12 protein-coding genes and 1 pseudogene are annotated in these 15,915 nt (G+C 62.4%); 7 read left to right on the top strand and 6 right to left on the bottom strand.

Annotated elements, in window-relative coordinates:
• Positions 1-76 precede the first annotated feature (76 nt).
• Together FFT09_RS12200 and FFT09_RS12195 are read left to right on the top strand one after the other, a co-directional pair.
• Complete coding sequence (locus FFT09_RS12200) at positions 77-1,324, top strand: sensor histidine kinase (RefSeq protein ID WP_208544414.1); 1,248 nt, start codon at positions 77-79, stop codon at positions 1,322-1,324.
• 67 nt (positions 1,325-1,391) lie between these two features.
• Positions 1,392-2,069 (top strand): response regulator transcription factor, encoded by a 678-nt coding sequence (locus FFT09_RS12195; protein ID WP_244231335.1) that lies wholly within the window; start codon positions 1,392-1,394, stop codon positions 2,067-2,069.
• Between the two features lie 55 nt (positions 2,070-2,124).
• Here FFT09_RS12195 and FFT09_RS12190 read toward each other — a convergent pair whose 3' ends face one another.
• Positions 2,125-2,805 carry a DUF899 domain-containing protein gene (locus tag FFT09_RS12190; protein WP_081191639.1) on the bottom strand — a complete coding sequence of 227 codons (681 nt, stop codon included), beginning with the start codon at positions 2,803-2,805 and terminating at the stop codon, positions 2,125-2,127.
• Between the two features lie 96 nt (positions 2,806-2,901).
• Between FFT09_RS12190 and FFT09_RS12185 the strand changes: the two genes are divergently transcribed.
• Positions 2,902-3,354 (top strand): winged helix-turn-helix transcriptional regulator, encoded by a 453-nt coding sequence (locus FFT09_RS12185; protein ID WP_081191640.1) that lies wholly within the window; start codon positions 2,902-2,904, stop codon positions 3,352-3,354.
• Positions 3,355-3,366: 12 nt separating this feature from the next.
• Here the strand turns inward: FFT09_RS12185 and FFT09_RS12180 are convergent, their stop codons facing one another.
• Entirely contained in the window at positions 3,367-4,143 is a 777-nt protein-coding gene (locus tag FFT09_RS12180) for a helix-turn-helix domain-containing protein (RefSeq protein WP_244231334.1), read from the bottom strand.
• A 116-nt stretch (positions 4,144-4,259) separates the two neighbouring features.
• Between FFT09_RS12180 and FFT09_RS12175 the strand changes: the two genes are divergently transcribed.
• The 4 genes and pseudogenes from FFT09_RS12175 (at position 4,260) to FFT09_RS12165 (ending at position 5,987) form a co-directional block, all read left to right on the top strand.
• Positions 4,260-4,610: a nuclear transport factor 2 family protein gene (locus tag FFT09_RS12175; RefSeq protein WP_138382761.1), complete on the top strand. Its 351-nt coding sequence runs from the start codon at positions 4,260-4,262 to the stop codon at positions 4,608-4,610.
• Positions 4,607-4,947 (top strand): annotated as a pseudogene (locus tag FFT09_RS23520) (DUF1330 domain-containing protein). Before FFT09_RS12175 ends, FFT09_RS23520 begins: the two are co-directional and overlap by 4 nt.
• 106 nt (positions 4,948-5,053) lie before the next feature.
• Positions 5,054-5,497 carry a hypothetical protein gene (locus tag FFT09_RS22905; protein WP_167305369.1) on the top strand — a complete coding sequence of 148 codons (444 nt, stop codon included), beginning with the start codon at positions 5,054-5,056 and terminating at the stop codon, positions 5,495-5,497.
• Positions 5,463-5,987, top strand: a complete 525-nt coding sequence (locus FFT09_RS12165; RefSeq protein WP_341869009.1) for a very short patch repair endonuclease — start codon at positions 5,463-5,465, stop codon at positions 5,985-5,987. The genes FFT09_RS22905 and FFT09_RS12165 overlap by 35 nt, the downstream gene beginning before the upstream one ends.
• A 120-nt stretch (positions 5,988-6,107) precedes the next feature.
• Here FFT09_RS12165 and FFT09_RS12160 read toward each other — a convergent pair whose 3' ends face one another.
• The 4 genes from FFT09_RS12160 to FFT09_RS12145 all read right to left on the bottom strand — a co-directional run bounded on the left by FFT09_RS12160 (position 6,108) and on the right by FFT09_RS12145 (position 15,913).
• Positions 6,108-11,117: an FtsK/SpoIIIE domain-containing protein gene (locus FFT09_RS12160; protein WP_138382759.1), complete on the bottom strand. Its 5,010-nt coding sequence runs from the start codon at positions 11,115-11,117 to the stop codon at positions 6,108-6,110.
• Positions 11,114-12,565: a hypothetical protein gene (locus FFT09_RS12155; protein WP_138382757.1), complete on the bottom strand. Its 1,452-nt coding sequence runs from the start codon at positions 12,563-12,565 to the stop codon at positions 11,114-11,116. The genes FFT09_RS12160 and FFT09_RS12155 overlap by 4 nt, the downstream gene beginning before the upstream one ends.
• Positions 12,565-14,307 carry a hypothetical protein gene (locus FFT09_RS12150; protein ID WP_138382755.1) on the bottom strand — a complete coding sequence of 581 codons (1,743 nt, stop codon included), beginning with the start codon at positions 14,305-14,307 and terminating at the stop codon, positions 12,565-12,567. Before FFT09_RS12150 ends, FFT09_RS12155 begins: the two co-directional genes overlap by 1 nt.
• A gap of 301 nt (positions 14,308-14,608) precedes the next feature.
• The gene (locus FFT09_RS12145; RefSeq protein WP_167305368.1) at positions 14,609-15,913 is read right to left on the bottom strand and encodes a DNA cytosine methyltransferase; all 1,305 of its coding nucleotides are present in this window, start codon (positions 15,911-15,913) and stop codon (positions 14,609-14,611) included.
• Positions 15,914-15,915: the final 2 nt, after the last annotated feature.

The raw sequence follows: 15,915 nt of genomic DNA, 5'->3' as shown, positions 1-15,915 counted from the left end.
CCCGCTACATCTTCTGGTGCAGACGCACTACACTGCGTGACCCACGTTCGCGACGGCCGTCTCGTATCCTGACCGTGTGTTGCCGAGGGTGGACATCGACGAAGGGCCGGTGGGCAGGCCTGTTTCCCGTTCCGTGCCACCGGCCGGGTCGTGGTGGCGTGAGGGAGCGATCGTCGCGACAGCGTTCGTGCTCTGCCTGCTCGGAGGGGTGCTGCACGTCGACGACACGTTGGCGCCGCCGTCGGCACCGCTCTACGCCATCGCCGCGGTGTCGTCCGCGACACTGCTGGCACGGCATCGCGCGCCCGCGGTCACCACCGTGGCCACGGGGGTATGCGGAATGCTGGCGGCACCACTGGGGCTGCTACCGACCCCACTCATCGTGGCACCCGCCGTCATCAGCGCCTACTCGCTCGCCCGACGCAGCGAACAGCGGGTGACGATCGCGGTCCTGCTCCCGACGGCCGCGCTGCTGGTCGCCTTCACCGCCTTCTTCGAGACCGACTTCTCGTGGGAGGACACGAGTCGGCTTGTGACCGTGGCCGCTTCGCCGCTCGTGGCCGCCGTATCAGGTCGCTCGGCGCAGCACCGGCGGGCCTTCTTGGCGGTCATGGACGAGCGTGCGCGTCGGGCCGAGGAACAGCGGGACAGCGAGGCGCGCCGGAAAGCGACCGAGGAACGGGTCCGGATCGCCCGTGAGCTGCACGACCTGGTAGCCCACCAGATCACCCTGGCCAACGCGCAGGCCACCGTCGCCGCTCACGTCGTCGACACCCAGCCGGAGCAGGCTCGCACGAGCTTGGCCGAACTGGTTCAGACCACACGAGAAGCCCTCGACGAGCTGCGGGCCACGGTCGGTCTGCTGCGCCAGAACGGCGACACCTCGACACCCAGCGATCCGGCACCCGGGCTGTCGCGGGTCCCCACACTGCTGAGCACCTTTCGCCGTGCGGGCATGGAGGTGTCGTTGCACGAGGACGGCACAGCCAGACCCCTACCGCCGGCAGTGGACCTCACCGCCTACCGCATCATTCAGGAGGCCCTGACCAACGTGACCAAGCACGCTGCCACCCGCAGCGCCGAGGTGCGCCTCGCCTGGGAGCGCGACAACGTAGCCGTCACCGTCACCGACGACGGCGGGGGCTCCGGTACGTCGCCGCAACGTCCGCCCGGCTACGGTCTCATCGGAATGCGGGAACGGGCTACCGCGGTCGGCGGCACCCTCACTTCGGGCGCGCGTCCCCAGGGAGGTTTCGTCGTTTCCGCCCACCTGCCTGTTCCAGGGGTCGAGACCACAGCACGGGGCCGACAGCGAGACCGCTGATCCACGACGCACCGAGCAACGAACAGAACACCGACTGAAAGGCCACGGACACGCTGTGACGCTCCGAGTGATCCTCGTCGACGATCAGGCGCTGCTCCGCGACGCTCTGCGCACGGTCCTCGACAGCGCTGACGACATCGCCGTCGTCGGCGAGGCAAGCGACGGTCGTGAGGCCGTGGCCCTGACCCGCGAAGTGCGCCCAGACGTGGTGATCATGGACATCCGGATGCCCAACATGGACGGCATCACCGCCACCGTGGATATCTGCGCCGATCCGGAACTCCGGGCCACCCGCGTACTGATCCTCACCACGTACGAGACCGACGAGCACATCGCCCAAGCACTGCGCGCCGGGGCCAGCGGCTTCGTCGGCAAGGGGATCGAGGCTCATGACCTGATGGACGCCGTGCGCACGATTGCCGACGGCGACACCCTCCTGTCGCCCACCGCGACCCGCTCCCTGGTGGCTCGTTTTCTCGCCACACCGGTCGCCACACCAGCACGCGACCCCGAACAACTCGCCGCGCTCACCCCGCGCGAACGCGAGATGGTCGCCCTGGTCGCGACCGGTCTGTCCAACCTGGAAATTGCTGATCGGATGTACCTCAGCCCCTTCACCGTCCGCGCCCACGTACAACGCGCCATGACCAAACTGAGAGCTCGGGACCGCGCGCAACTCGTCGTCATCGCCTACCAGACCGGCCTGGCAGGCACTGCCTTCAACGGCGGCACCGACCAGGTGTGATGAGTCGGTGAGGCATCCCCGTCGCCGCAGGAGGTCGGCCACCGGGATCGCACGATCACGATCCCGCCCCTCCGTGCCGACCCTGGTCCTCGTACTCGTCGTGCAGGCGCCACCACTGGTAGGGCTCGGTCTGGGGCCAGCCCTCCGGTGAGTCCTCCCAGGTCTCCTGCCTGCCGAACGGAGTCAGATCGAGGAAGGTGAACGCGCTGCCGAGCCGCTCGACCCCGCGCGCCGTCGTGAAGTAGGTGCGGTACACGGTGCTGCCGTCACGGAGAAAGACGTTGAGCGCGAATCCGTCACCGGCACCCATGTCGTCGTTGAAGTCGTTGTCCAGCGACGACACCCACGGGACGGTCCAGCCCATGCGCTGCCGCAACGCCATGAGTTCGCCGATCGGACCCCGGGACACCATGGCCAGGGAGGTGTCGCGGGCATGCAGTGGCGCCAGGTGCGCGATGCTGTCGGCGAACATCGAACACCCCGAGCAGACGTCGTCCGCGCCGTGCCACATGAAGCAGTACGTGATGAGCTGACGCCGTCCTTCGAACAGATCCAGCAGGCTCACCGGCCCGTCCGGCCCGGTGAACGTGTACCGCTTGTCGACCTCGACCATCGGCATCCGGCGCCGCTCGGCGGCCAGCGCGTCCTGGGCCCTGGTCTGTGCTTTCTCCTTCACCGTCAGCGCGTCGAGCGCCGCCTGCCACTCCTGCGCCGTGACGACCTTGGGCCGGTTCATGGGCCACCCTCCTGCAAAGTTCCTTGAAGAAACGGATGGGTGTCACTGTAGTCACCATAGTTTCCTGAGGGAACCCACCCGCCTAAACTGGTGGCCATGCACCGCACCCGCTTCGGCGACATGGCCTGCTCGATCGCCCGCACGGTGGATGTCATCGGCGAGTCGTGGACTCCGCTGATCCTGCGCGACGTCTACATCGGCACCACCCGCTTCGAGCAGCTCCAGCAGAGCCTGGGCATCTCCCGCAAGGTGCTCGCGGAGCGGCTCACCCGGCTGGTCGACAACGGCGTGCTGGAACGGCGGCAGTACACCAGCAGGCCACCGCGCGACGAGTACATCCTCACCGGCAAGGGGCAGGAACTGTGCGACCTGCTCCTGACGATGGCGCGATGGGGCGACCGGTGGGCGGCAGGCGAATCGGGACCGCCGACGCTGTACCGGCACCACACCTGCGGCGAGATCGCGCACGTCGACCCGCGCTGCTCCGCCTGCGGTGAGCCCATGCACGCCACCGATGTCGACGTGCTGCCCGGCCCGGGTGCCGAGTAACCCGAAGATCGATCAGCCGAGCCGCCGTCGGGTCTCGGCGTCCGCGGGGAGGAACGTCTCCACGTGCAGCCCTTCGAGCGCGACATCGGTGGCGGTGTCCAACTGGGCCGACGCGCTGAAGAACCGGAGAACTCCGTCACCGGCGTCGAGTTCGAGGGTCAGCACCGGCCCCGAGGTGTGCGGCACGGAGGTACCGCAGGGCCGGTACGAGGCGATCTCCTCGGCCAGTTCCCGGTGCCGGGGGTCGTGCGTCCGCTCCGCTCGGCGGTTGACCTGCCGGTGCAGGTGGGCGGCCCAGGTATCGAGGTTGCGGATTCGGCTCGAAATGCCGCCCGGGTGAAGGCACACCCGCACGACGTTCACCGGCGGCTCGAGTAGCTCGGGTGCGCACCCCGCCAGCAGCGTCCCGGCGGCCTCGTTGGCGTCGACGAGATCCCAGTAGGTGTCCAGGATCAGCGCCGGATACGGCAGGTGCGCGTCCAGCAGACCGCGCAGGCCCTCCAGCACCACCGCCGTCGAGGCGTCATCGCGACTCCGGGCTCCGTACCGCGGCGCGTATCCGCCCGCGAGGAGCATCCGGTCGCGATCCCGGAGCGGCAGGTCCAGATGCTCGGCCAGGTGCAGCAGCATCTCGGCGCTCGGGTGTGCCCTGCCGGTCTCGACCCGGCTCAGGTGGCGAGTACTGACCCGCGACCGGTTCGACAGCTCCTGCTGGCTGAACCTGCGGCGCTGCCTCCACGCACGCAGCAGCGCACCCGCGTCGACAACGCCATCGAGGGAAGACACCACGGCCCGAACCCTAGCGAAGCACCGTCCGGAATCCATGACCTCCGAGGTCATGGAACCCGGCGCCCGCCGACACCAGACTCGTCGACGTCAACACTCTCGACCGAGAAGGAACAACGATGAACGACATCGTCGAGCGCTACCTCGCGACATGGAACGCCGTCGGCGCGGACCGGGCGCACCTCCTGGCGTCCCACTGGTCCGCCTCCGTCACCTACGTCGACCCGCTGGCGGCGGTACGCGGCCACTCCGGCGTGGGCGCGATGATCGACGAGGTCCACGCGCAGTTTCCCGGTTTCGTGTTCACCCAGCTCGGCGAAGTGGACGCCCACCACCAACAGCTCCGGTTCCGGTGGGGGCTCGGACCCGAGGGCGACGAACCGGTGGTGATCGGTTTCGACGTGGTGGTCCTCGACGAGGACGGCCGGATCCACGACGTCCGCGGCTTCCTCGACAAGGTCCCGGCATGACCGCGCGCGGCTACGTCATCGCGCATCTCAGGAACGTGAAGTTCGGTCCGGACGTCCAGCGCTACATGGAACAGATCGAGGCCACCTTCGAACCCTTCGGGGGCACCTGGTTGATCCACGGCGCGGCCTCGGAGATCGTCGAGGGCGACTGGCCCGGTGACATCGTGATCATCGAGTTCCCACGCTGTCCGCCGCCCGCGACTGGTATTCCAGCCCGGCCTACCAGGCCATTCTCAGCCTGCGCACCGGCCACATGGACTCCCGGGTCGCACTGGTCCCCGGAGTCCCCGCAGGCTATCGCTCGGCCCACACGATCGCCAAGCTCCTCGCGACCTGACGGAAACCAGAATTCTCATTGAGTCTTTTCCACTTGTGTTCAGCCTGCGTGGATGAGGGTCTGTACTGCGTTGATCAGCAGGGGCGCGTGGTGTGGGGTGCGAATCTTGCGGAGGAATCTTCAGCTTTTGGGCTGGGCGTTTGGCGCGTTCGCCGGGCCGCGTAGTCGGGCGTGGGCGGCGTTGACAACCTTTCTGGTTCGTCGACAGGCGAAACCGGTTGCCGCGATGGTCCTCGCGTGCTCGGCGGCGGTGCGGGAGGTCGACGTTCCCGCCCGCGCCGTGGTAAGCGCTGTCGGCGACGACACGGACCTCGGTGGCGGTCAGGGCATCGCGCTGCGCCAAGTGGAAAAGACTCACTCATCTACCAGGAGCTTCTTCACTGCCCGCACCCGGCCTCACCAGCATCGACACCCCGCGAACCAAGTGGAAAAGGTTCACTGCTCCTGCGCCGTCGGCTTCGGGCTTCGTTGCCGTAACAGCTTCCTCTCGATCGTCGACGATGACACTTTCGGTGATGGGAGACATCGCGGCGGGTTCGTTACCGACTGAAGAGTTAGGCTCTGCGGTAATGGACCGCTCGCCGACGCCGCTGGATGCCGCGACGTCTGCACGGTTGCGTCGCCAGCCGCGCTCGGACACCAAGCCTGAGGCCGCGTTGCGGCGCGAACTCCACCGCCGAGGTCTGCGGTTCCGGCTGAACCATCCCGGGCTGCCCGGCCGTCCGGACATCGTGTTCACCAGGGCGAAGGTCGCGGTGTTCGTGGACGGCTGCTTCTGGCACCGCTGCCCCGAACACAGCACAGTGCCGCGCAACAACCGGGACTGGTGGCAAGCCAAATTTGATCGCAACACCGCCCGTGACCGCGCCAAGGACGCCGAGCTCGCCGCGCTCGGCTGGCGCGTGCTGCACGTGTGGGAACACGAGGCGACCGGCGCAGCAGCCGACCGCGTCGAGGCCGCGTGGCGGCACCGCGTCAAGAGCCGATCCGCAGGTAGCCACCGGGACCGAACATCACACCCCGGCTCGGGAAACGGTTGAAGATGCAGCAGGACGGTTCGCCGAGCTGCAGGCAAGCGCTGCACGGCTGCACCCCGGCACCTCAGCTGGCATCGGTGCTCGCGTCTACGAAAGTGGAAAGAACAGGAGGAGAAAAACGTTTCAGCCGTCATAGGCGACCTGCACTCTGACGGAACCTCGCGCGGTATGGAGCAGGGCGTCGCCTTGTCCAGCCAGCGCCTCCGCTCCTGTCTCGTCAAGGACGATACGACTGTCGGTGGACGTTTTGACACGCAACGCCAGCTGGGCAGGGAAATTTGACCGAATTGTAGGAGAGATGACGTCGGCGCTCGGACGCTGCGTTGCGGTAATCACGTGGATTCCAGCGGCCCTGGCCTTCTGGGTAAGCCGCCTGAGTAACACTTCGATGCGCTTCTTCTCGTCCGGATCGCTCGTCAGGTCCGCGTACTCATCAAGGACGATCACTACCCACGGCTTGCGGTCGCATGAGTCAACCTTGGTGTTATAGTCGACTAGCTTACGCACGCGTAACTCTTTCATCGCCTTATAACGCTCTGTCATCTCCTCGACCGCATTGTCCAGGATTTCGATAGCGTCAGCCGCGTCCATTCCGATCTCTCCCTCAAGGTGCGGATCCCCTTCGAAATCGACGAGCTCGGTCCCCTTTGGGTCGACAAGCCGTAGCCGAAGTTCGGACGAGTGGTAGCGGCTTAGCCCCTTTAGAATTGTCTCCAAGGCGACGGACTTTCCGGAGCCCGTCGTGCCCGCCACTAGCAGGTGGGGTGAATCTGCCGACGAGAGGTCAACGACGACCGCGTTCCCTCGGATATCTTCGCCGATTGGTGCAATTAGCCGATCGCCCTCAACTGGACACTGCTGCCACAAGTCTGACGCGATTACACCGTACTTCTCCGCAGCAGGCTTTGGCACCTCGAACAACACTGCACCGCGGTCGACCTGAGCCCGGATGCTGAATTTTGCCTCAAGTTCCAGTGCGAGTTTGATCTCGTCGCGGCGGCTGATTAACTTGTCGACAGACACCCCCGGAGACGGGACAAACCGAAGTATGTAAAAGCCAGGCCCCTCCTGCCACCTGCCGTTCTGAGGAGCGGTCACGCCGACCTTGTGGCGGGCGAAGACGTCAGCGACCCGGTTGTAGCGGCGGACGAGCTCGTCGTCTCCGAGTCCAACAGCGCGGGCCGACCCACCGCCCACGCCTTGTTGCGGGCTCTCAGGGACTGGAGTATCAACGGCAGCCTTCGTACCAGCTTCGTTGCACTCCCCAACCAATTCCGCAATAGGAGCCGACTGCGAGAATGCGGCGCAGGCTGGCGCACTCACACCCTGGCTCTCAGCCCCCGATCGGTCAAATCCACTGTCCTCAACGATGAGAGCGGCGGTCGCCGGAGCATGCTCCGCTCGCAATGCCCCAATAAGTGACTGGAGCCTATCCTTCTTGAGCACGAGCAGAGTGTGCCTGCCAAGGCGGGTTGGTGCGGGCGAGGGTTCGTGGTCGGTAGCAGCGATCGCGACAGCAACCCCGATCACCGAGCCGAGCTCAACCCTGCCTGATCGCAACGCCTCAAGAATCTTCTCCTTGACTCTGGCAGCGTCGCCATCACCGTGAATTATTCGCGGAGGGAGATCTGCCGATTTGAGACCGTCTCCTCCAGTTTGGGCGATCGCCGCGGCCAGCTCGTCAAGCCAGAACGGGCGGTCGTGAAATGCCTCTTCGCCCGACCTGAATGCGTCCGCGCACAAATCAGTGGTCCGGTCTAGTTGTTCTTCGGCAGAGCCCACGTCAAGCGTCTGACGGAACTTTGACTCTGCAACGAAAACGTCGAGGCGGACGCTCTCGTCGGCCTGTACCGTCAGCACGAACCGTCCGAGGTCGGCTCGTGTCTTACGCCCGCGTCCGAACCAACGATGGTGTTCGTCGAAGCTTATCCAGGTATCCAGGCTCGTCTCAGCGGAAGAGATGGGGAAGTATTGCTCAAGCACGAACCGGGTGGCAACGAGCCCGACGATCTCGTTGACTGTGGTGCCGATGCCCAGAGAACGCAACACAGCTCCAGGCACGACGTTCCTGCCGACTTCATAAATCCGGGCGGCGGTGGGTTCTGAATCTTGATCATTGACGATGCCAACCCGCATCAAACGCCTGCGTAACGCCTGGACGACGAATTTCCTGCCAGTCTGGGAACTGACTACGAGAGTATAGGACTCATTCTTACCGACACTGGGCTTAACCAGGATTACGTCCGGCCTGTTAGGTAAAGCATCGATTTGCTCACGTCCGACGAAGCTGTCAAGAGTGACGACCCAATGCGCGACACAATGCAAGGTGGCGAAAAGTTCCTGATGCTGATCAAACTCCACGCGCATGACGAAGAAGTCGATTCCGTCAACGCTTTCCGATGACACTGGCGACCTGCGCTCGTACCGGACGCACAAGGTGGACCAAGACTCAAGCATCTCGTCGGCAGTGTGCGGGAGAAGCTCACGGGCGACGTTTTCATTCGATTGAGTCAGGTTGTGAGATGCGGAATGCTTCCACGGGTCGAAAGCACCCGATAAGGACTCTTTCTTAGTACTAGGTGTGATGCGAGCGTGGGTGCCGAAGAGCGCAGGCGCCAAGGCGATGTCGATGGTATCGATTAGATGGTCAAGCTGCGCCGGCTGGTCCGGATCCCAATTCTGCAGCATGAGCTGTACATCTGGTAGAAATCTGTCATCCGACAGCTCAGGGTCGGTAAACTGCAGATCGAATCCTTGGATGATCTCATGGTGGGTTGCTTGCGGCGCGAGGACGACCAGGTCCACCTTGACGCGAGGTTTTCTCGTCCGAAGCTGCTTTGCGACCCGAACGGGTAGCACGGGGTCACCATTGCGGTCCAAGAGCAAAACCCGGAGGCCATCCAGTTTCTGCGGGTAGGTCGTCAAATAGTCCGTGATAACTCGGACCATCTCGTCGATGGCGGTCTCATCAACGCTGGAGAGCCACTCCTTAGACTCGTTTCCACCGTGCAGGACCGGAGCGTATTCCTCGTGCCCGGCTGATTCACGCATCGGTATCGCAACTGTGTTCTTTGGCCCGACGACCACGGCTGGATTCCCGTGAGGCGAGACACGGTCGACCGCGTCGAAAAACAGGTCCTCGTTTTCGCCGTTTAAGCGCAGGCCACCGTCCTCGTTGAGCGCGGTCCGGATCAGCTGCGCGACACCTGCTAGGTTCTGCGCCAGCCAACGCAACTTCAGTGGGTGCGTTGCGAGCATAAGGATTCGGCTGTTTGCGAGCAGGACCATGTCGGTGAGTACGACGGCCTCCAGGTCTGCATTAGGGGCGTTCTCGGGGACCAGCTCGACGCGAGCTTCTCGGATCACCTCATTCCATTCCTCAACGTACTCATCAATCTGGACTGCATCCAAGCCTGCAGCAAGGACGCCGAAGTGGCCTTCCCTCAGATTGTGCAGACGGCGTGCGAACTCTGTCGTGGGTACGCCTGTATTGTCGTACCATTGCTGCGGGTCGATGAACTCATCAACGAACCTGTCGAGAGTGACACCGCTTTGATAACCAGGAGCTGTGCGTTTGCCCTGTACAATGGCCGCCAGCGCAATCTGTCCCGGGATCGCGAGTGGGTCCCAACGGAACCTCCGCTGGAGCACGCCGTCCATCTCGATGAGGAACCTCAGCGGTGCCCATTCGATCGCCGGGTCGAACTCGTGGTCAGACTCCTCCGGGGCGCTAGGAGTCTGACAATTCAACAAGTTATCATGGACATTAAGGGAGAGCCGCAATCCAGTTGAGTCCTGGATGTCACGAAGCGTGCGTGCGTATAGGAAGGCGAACAGCCACCGGCTCCATGAACCAGCCTCTGTTGCACCCTCAATACGCATCGAAATGACGCCATCATTCTCGTCATGGAAATACGTCAGCTCGCGCAAGAGTGCCCGGAGTGGGTCTTGGACGAAACGAGAGTCGGGATAAGCGAGTTTCTCAAGCTTACGGCGCAACTTCTTCTGCAGGAGATCTGCCAGAGGGTCGTCCCCGGCGAGCGGCGGAGCCTCGTCAAGGAGCCTTTGGGCAGCATCCTGGTCGCCCTGATCCAAGGCGTCCTCAATGAGCATCGCGTTGAACTCATCAACACGGCTGGGATGGTTCCGGTCAAGATCCTCACGAACCTGTTGCCCGAGGCCGCAGGCCTTCGACCTGTGCTCAAAAACCTCAAGCCAGAGCGCCAGGTCGTGCTCGCAGAGTTTCTGGGAGCGGGCTTCGGGCGTCCGCGCATCTCGGTTCAAGACTAACTCGCGCATGCGAGTCTTGGCTTCCTGAACTGATGCGCTGATCTGCGCCAGAGCGTCATCGCTGAACTCTGCTGCGCCGATCCGATCAATCAGGTCGTCCTCAGAAATTTCAGCCCCCCGAGGCTGCTGACGCAGCGTGCTTACGCGGGCATTAATCCTGACCCTGTTCTCTAGTGCGGCTTCACGACTGAATAGGGCGTTGTCTGGGAACAGGTCAAGGACCGGAAGTGCTTTGCAGATCGCTGGGTAGATTACGTCCTCGGTGTAAACCGGCTCTGATGCGACAGCTTCTACGATGTTCACCAGGAAGTCGGCCCACCTCCTCAAGGTCTTAGGTGCTTCCGCCGTGATCGCTTGCCAGATCCGAGGGAGTTGACGGACGATGAGGGCAGGCACGTCCCGGTCAGCTACGAGCGTACGCCAGGCCTCGTCCAGGAACCGCTCGAACCCGTCACAGTCGGCGTCGTTAGTGCCGCTCAAGAGCGTCGCGTCGTTGAGGGCCTTCATCGCGCTGAGACCCTGCGCGTCAGGCGAATCACCGTAGGCGAAGAGGAGCAGGGCCGCGCCTTGCCGGTTACGCCATTTAGTCAACTGCTCGTCAGGCTTCAGCAGATACTTAGCCGGAACACCGTCGATCGGCTTCGACGTACCGACCTTTACGATGATCTCGGCAAAGTCGGGTTCCGTGTTTCGGTCCGCAATGCGGCGGAGCGCGTGCCCGATCGTTTTCACGTCGAATCCCGCTACGAGTAAGGCCGGATGGCCATCTCCGGGTTTGGTGATCGTGCGGATCGCTTCATCCGCCACAAACCGTCCCAGCGCCCTTATCCCGTTGTCTGTCACCGAGGCTCTCCTCGCACCATGCTTGTCGCATCCGAATACTGGGTGAGCAGGCCGACCGCGGCCAGCCGATCACGGAAATGGTTCAGGTTCCGGTCAAGGACAGAAGGGGGAACGTCGTATGCTAGAGCGTCGCGCCCCATAGTACCGCTGTGAACGACCAGGCCGTACTTTTGGTAGATCGCCTTGCAGAACTCGCCGAACTCCATTTCACGGTCACCCGCGATCGTCGCCGAGACGATCGCTTCGAGCATCGGCGGCTTCAGCGTGAAGTGACGACGACCAGTGGTTGAGTTGAGAGCTCCAACAGCAGCCAGAGTCTCGGTGAAGAATGCACGCGGTGAAGTCACCGCAGCCCCGGTCTCTCTAGCGAACTTCTCGTACCGCTGGATCTCAGTATCGGATCCAGCCGCCGACACCATCTCCTTAGCCTGTACATTGAGTGCCCCGACGATGTCCGCGCGGAACTCGTCGAGATGCTTTCGGGACGCGGTACGCAGAGGGCTCGTTTCGTTGCCAAAATCAAGCAAGACCGCTTCGGTGTCGACGTTGAGTTTACGCCGTGCAAGGCACAGTTGATGACGTGCCAGGCAGTAGGGAACCCAGTGCATCAAGCTCTCGATCCGCTTGGCCCGCGGAGCGGCGCTCCGAGTGACAATGTTGTGGACCCCGTCGCGCATCAGTTCGGGCCATGTACTGCCGTTCGAGCAGGATGGGTCCGATTCGTCGAAAATCTCGATCTTGCCTTCGAAGATGTCCTCGTATGGCTCCTCGTCGTAGTCGAAGTCATGGGCGCTCAACGACTTGGCCAGGTTCCCCAAGGGCGTACCGCTATCGCGCACGAGCTCAGCCAGCCCCTGGCGCGTGCCGATGCGCCGGTCATCGTTAGAATCAGTCCGTAGTACCTTGTACGCCCAGCCGCCCCCGTCGCGAAAGAGGTAACGCTCAATCTGCGGTGCCTTGGCGCCGGAGTCAACGGTCTTGGCTTGCCTGGAACGCTTACTGCCGTCCTTTGACCGTGCATGTGATTTCGGTACCACACGTTCGGTCGCGTCGTAGTGGATCAGTTCGCCGACAAACGGGTAGAGGTGTGCACCAAACCAGCTTGGCGCCTTTTTCCGGCCAGGGACCTCCACGACTAGCGACGAGAACAGCGCGCGCAGCGTGTCGAAGGCTTCAGGCGTCTCGAGTTCGACCGCCTTTGCGAGCTCATCCCGACCCTCGACGATCGTCGCCCGCGTCGCGATCCGCCGCGCAAGGTCGTGTGAAATCCGCTTGTACCTGATGGTGCTGCTGTCGTTCGCCAACAGAAGGTCTTCGTCGATAACGTAGGCGCCTCTGGCGATAGCCAGCATTTCCAGTGACACATAGAACCCCCGCCCTTGATGCTCAAGGTTCACACCGAAGAGCTGCAGAACAACTTCGGCTTTCGCTCTTGACCTTTCTGCCATCAGCCACGCACCAGTCGAATTTTGTCACCGACGTCGATCATCAGCTTGCGTAGGACATCAACCACAAGGACCTGGATCTCGTCCTCCTGACCGGGCGCGTGTGCTAACTCGGCTAAGGCGCCAGTCAGTCCCCGGATCTCGGCTTCGTGTTGGACCTCGCTACGAAGCCCCTCGGCCCAGCGAGTCAGGAGCTCAAACCTCATGAGGTCAGCCTCAACCGAGACCGTCCTACCATCACCGGCGACCTCGGGGATCCGGATGTAAATCTCTCGGTTCAACCACTCAACAGCATGCTGCATCTCCGGTTCCGTATCGCTCTCAGCTCGCCACTGACCGACCTGATCGATGACGATGGCACCTTTGCTAGACACGCGCCGCGAGATAACCGCAGCCCGCATCCGGTGCGTGAAGAACGCCGGATCGAGCACAACAAAGTCCGGATTGCTTCCTGCGCGATGCACACCCTGCACCGCCTCAAGCCCCTTGAGGAAGCGGTCTCTCACATTGGTGTCCGAGTTATCCTTCGCCGCCATCGGGACTGCAACGAAGTCGTCACCGGACTGCAGCCCCATGCGCGCGAAGCGATCTGTACTTGTGGAGTTGAAGAAGTCAGCGCGCCGCAAGAAGACGTACAGATCCCGGAGCCTCTCTGCCTGCTTCTGTGCGTCTCTCGCGGTGCGAACCCGCTCCTCGTCGCTACTCGGATCTTCGGGAGTGAACTTCGTCAAGATTAGAGCAGGGTCGACATGATCGTCGACTTCTCGACGCGAGACCCGCCCTGGGTCAAGACGTCGCAAAGGCCTGAACGTTGGCACAAGTTTGCGCTGCTCCTGATTGAGCCGATCACCGAACAAGGCTTGGTGATACATGTGAACGTATTGCCAAGACTGGTCGTTGTGAGCTCGACTGTAGCGACGGTGAACATCCTCACAGTCAAGCCCACCAGTAATCATTTGACTGAGAACCGATAACGCTTGCCGTGTCGTAATAACGGCACCGGTCCGCTCTGCCGCAGCGAATAGGTCCTTGACCGCCTCACGTCGCGACGGACCCGCGCTCACGTCGCTCAGCTCTCGCTGGTTCGCGAGGATAGGGCATACGTGTTGAGCCAGGCAGTTCTCGCATACCTTCCAGCGATTCCCCTGCGCAGTCGTCCACCGGCCGAGTGCCCACGGCACGAGTCCTTTTCCTCCAACCTCGGACGCCACCGTCTGATAGTTGAGGTTGATGACGATGACTGACCCGTCCGGAGACGTCACGCGTCCTCGCTTGATCCCTTCGCTAAGGGTCTGGACAATCACATGAGCCTGGCCGGTGGTATCACTCGCCACGCACTTGCGTAACTGTCCTTCGTTGGCGCAGATGATCGCGACGCCGTGTCCAGGAGGCGAAAGAAGCGCACGGAGTCGCTGTGCTCCGCCATCGATGTTGATTTCGCTGAGATCCTTCAGCACGTAGAGCGGTCGACCGCTGCCTGTGCTACCTACGGGCCGACTGGCGTCCCCATATGCTTCAAGGTCAGCGAAGACCGCACGCTGGATCTCCGCGCGGCTGGCATCACCGGGCTCGTCCGTGCGGAGCCGTCCAAGCACGCTCGCGCACAGGCTCGTCTTTCCGTGCCCCGCGTCACCTGTCAGCACGATTGTCTTCGTCTCGCTCCGCTCGATGACCTCAAGCAGATACTCCAGTGTCACAACGGGATAGAGCCTGTTGACCCGGTCGGTCTGACGCTCGTAGATCATGCTGCCGGAGTCTGCGTCGAATGGACGATAACGACGCATCTGCCGAACGTGTTTGTTGACCACTAACTCCATGCAGTACCCCTCGCCGGCCGGTCGTTAGCGGACCCGATCGTACCTGCTCGTCCTGGAGAAGTGACTCAAATTAGCGGGCGGGGTTTCCCAAGGTTCTCAGGCGGATCGGATCGGACCCACCAGTGCTAGCCCTGTCGTTGCACCCCTGGCCCCTCTAGGCCGATCGACTCGAGACCTACCGGTTCAGCGCGCAAGCAACACTGTACGTGTGTTGGCCAAGCAGGCCGCCTCACGCGACTGCCTCCGCCAAAGGCTCTGCGACATCCGCTGCTGGTTCGGGAACCAGGATCTCCGACACTTCGTCCGCGTCCTCTTGCCTCGTCGCATCCAGCACGCCAACGTTGAAAAGCTTGGCCGTGAGAGCAAAGGTGAGTTGCGGAGGTACGGCATTGCCGATGATGAGCTGCGCCTCATTTCGGAAAAGCTCGCGCTTCATCTTCTTCTCGAAAGTAAAATAATCAGGGAAACCTTGAATTCGAGCCGCTTCGTGCTGCGTGAGCGTTCGCGGTAACTCTGGATGCACAAATCGTCCGCGACCCATAGTGACGAATCCACTGGTAATCGTCTGCGATGGTTGGTCCCAACGAAGGCGGCCGTACATTGAATGGTAAGTATGCTGACCTTGATGACACTTAGGCCTCAGCTCATTGGGAAGATCGTACTCGTCGTTCTCAATGAGCCAGTTCATTCTCCTGATATTTTCAGCACTGAATTTGGGGGCTGCATCAAAGGTAGTATTCGGCTCTACTGATACCAGGTCGCCAATGGCCCACCTGAGATCGCGCGGACGTCCGTTGTGGCTCTGCAGCTGGAGCAGCGCGTCGACGGAATCGCAACGCGGGGCTACGTCACCACGGATAGCGAGAAGTATGTGACGCTTGCGAGTTTGCGCAACGCCGAGCTTGAGAAGATCGATTTGATCAGTGGCGACCACATAGCCAGCACCCTTAAGGTGCTCAATAGCGTTCGATACCACGTCCTGTTTATCATACACCACTGCCGGCACGTTTTCAATTAGAATTGCCCGAGGCTGGAGAACCTCGGCAGCCCGCGCCATCCTAAGATATAGATGGTTTTTCGGGTCGTCTCGCCGGGTGTGATTGTTTAGGTTGCTGTGACCCTGACATGGGGGACCTCCGATAAGGAGGTCGACCCGACCAACCTCGACATTTGTCTTGTGCTCAATACGCGTTATATTTGCACCGAGCGCTCCGTCGAAGTAATCTTCAACCGATCCGTGCCGCACATTCGCGGTCGGGAAGTTGGCCTTGAACACCCAAGTCGGCGCTTCACCAAAGTCCACAGCGAGAGCGACCTCAAGTGCGATGCCATGCTTGTTTGCAGCTTGAGCAACCCCAAGGGTTAAGCCACCACATCCGGCAAAGAGGTCAACGACCCGCAAGGCGTCGGCACCCTCCTCGAACTTCGGTCGCCGCTTGGCGCGCAGCGGGTGCCCCTTGCTCACGCTTTTCCCTTCTGTCACGCACCTCAACTGGTCGGTGACCGTACTCAGCTCGAGCACTGCTCCGGTCACCG

Source organism: Saccharomonospora piscinae (assembly GCF_005862235.1).
In the GTDB taxonomy this organism is placed as follows: Bacteria; Actinomycetota; Actinomycetes; order Mycobacteriales; family Pseudonocardiaceae; genus Saccharomonospora; species Saccharomonospora piscinae.
The sequence above is the reverse complement of the archived record's forward strand: the minus strand, read 5'-3'. Positions and strand labels throughout refer to the sequence as shown.

Excerpts from the sequence above, each read along its gene's own strand:
- FFT09_RS12175 (WP_138382761.1), top strand. The coding sequence starts at position 4,260 with ATGAACGACATCGTCGAGCGCTACCTCGCGACATGGAACGCCGTCGGC.
- FFT09_RS12190 (WP_081191639.1), bottom strand. The coding sequence starts at position 2,805 with ATGAACCGGCCCAAGGTCGTCACGGCGCAGGAGTGGCAGGCGGCGCTC.
- FFT09_RS12165 (WP_341869009.1), top strand. The coding sequence starts at position 5,463 with ATGGGAGACATCGCGGCGGGTTCGTTACCGACTGAAGAGTTAGGCTCT.
- FFT09_RS12150 (WP_138382755.1), bottom strand. The coding sequence starts at position 14,307 with ATGATCTACGAGCGTCAGACCGACCGGGTCAACAGGCTCTATCCCGTT.
- FFT09_RS12185 (WP_081191640.1), top strand. The coding sequence starts at position 2,902 with ATGCACCGCACCCGCTTCGGCGACATGGCCTGCTCGATCGCCCGCACG.
- FFT09_RS12155 (WP_138382757.1), bottom strand. The coding sequence starts at position 12,565 with ATGGCAGAAAGGTCAAGAGCGAAAGCCGAAGTTGTTCTGCAGCTCTTC.